Here is a 1,303-nt window from a genome sequence, read left to right as displayed (position 1 = left end):
GATGCTCCTATAGCGGTCAAGTGGCAGATAGCGTTGGTTGAGCTGGTCCGGGCGAACGGCAGAGATAGCCAAAGATCTCACGGGCCACGAATCGCTTCAGGCAGCGGATGATCTCGGGCTTGCTCTTTCCCTCAGCGGTACGCCGCTTGACGTAATCGAGGGTGGGTTGGTGAGCGCGCATCCGCACGATGACGACACGGTAGAGGGCGGCATTGGCTTGTCGGTTGCCCCCGCGGTTGAGGCGGTGCCGAGTGGTTTTGCCGCTGGACGCCGGAATCGGGCAGGCGCCGCAGAGCTTGGCCATGGCCGCCTCGGAGCGGATGCGCTCGCGGTTATCGCCGACGAGCAGCAGCATCTCGGCGGCGGTGCCCACGCCCATGCCGTGCGCCTTGACCAGCTCAGGGGCGAGTTGGCCTGTCAGCTGCTCGAGATGAGCGTCATGGGTTTTGATTTCCTCGTTGAGGGTCAGCCAGCGCCGGGCAATGGCCCGCAGGCTGGTCTTGGCGGAGGCTGTCGTCGAGGTGAGCGGGCCTGGACGGAGGGCAGCGAGGTGGCGGAGCAGCGTCATCTTTCCAATGAGGGGGTCGAGTTGCTCGCGGAGCGCCGAAGGTGCGCTGACGATGATTGCTTTCAGCGTCTGCATGGCCTGGCTCCGGCCTTTGACTGCGGTGTCGCGGGCCACCTTGAGGTGGTGGATCATCTCGACCGTGCTCGTGCCGGACTTCGGCAATGCCGTGGCCTGGCCAGCCAGGACGCTGCGGGCGGCGCTTTCGGCGTCGAGCGCATCGTCCTTACCCTTCTGGTGCCGCAGCTGACGATTGGGGCGATTGACCTCGAACACGGGATAACCCTGCTCGCACAGGAAGCGGCAGAGGCCGGCACCGTAGGACCCGGTGCCCTCGATGCCAAAGGCGCGAACTGATCCCAAGGATTGCGCCCAGGCGAGCAGAGCCTGATAGCCTTTGCTACTGGCTGGGATGGTCATGGTTCCGAGGCGGGCGCCGAGTGCAGTGATCGCCACGGCGGCGTGGGTGAACTTGTGGGTGTCGACACCGATGACAATGTCGGTGCTGGGCGAGGTCTCGTTCATCACGTGAGGCTCCAGGCCGGTTTAGAGACCTGACGATCGAGCGGGCGGACAGGACTGTGATGGGAGGTTGGCCCTCAAGCTCCTATGAAGTCACAAACCGTTCGACTGGCAGGTGCAGCCTGGAAGGCCGACACGTCAACGCAATGACACGCGGTCAATCCCAGACAAGGGTCAGGCCCTCCAGGCCACACCGGTATACTCACAGTCCCAGCA

The 1,303-nt window shown here is 64.2% G+C and carries 1 protein-coding gene; it reads right to left on the bottom strand.

The window, feature by feature from the left end; genetic code table 11:
- Positions 1-16: 16 nt before the first annotated feature.
- The gene (locus tag FHS87_RS23295) at positions 17-1,090 is read right to left on the bottom strand and encodes an IS110 family RNA-guided transposase (protein ID WP_184522307.1); all 1,074 of its coding nucleotides are present in this window, start codon (positions 1,088-1,090) and stop codon (positions 17-19) included.
- Positions 1,091-1,303 lie beyond the last annotated feature (213 nt).

It is taken from the genome of Muricoccus pecuniae (assembly GCF_014199205.1).
GTDB lineage: Bacteria > Pseudomonadota > Alphaproteobacteria > Acetobacterales > Acetobacteraceae > Roseomonas > Roseomonas pecuniae.
The sequence above is the reverse complement of the archived record's forward strand: the minus strand, read 5'-3'. Positions and strand labels throughout refer to the sequence as shown.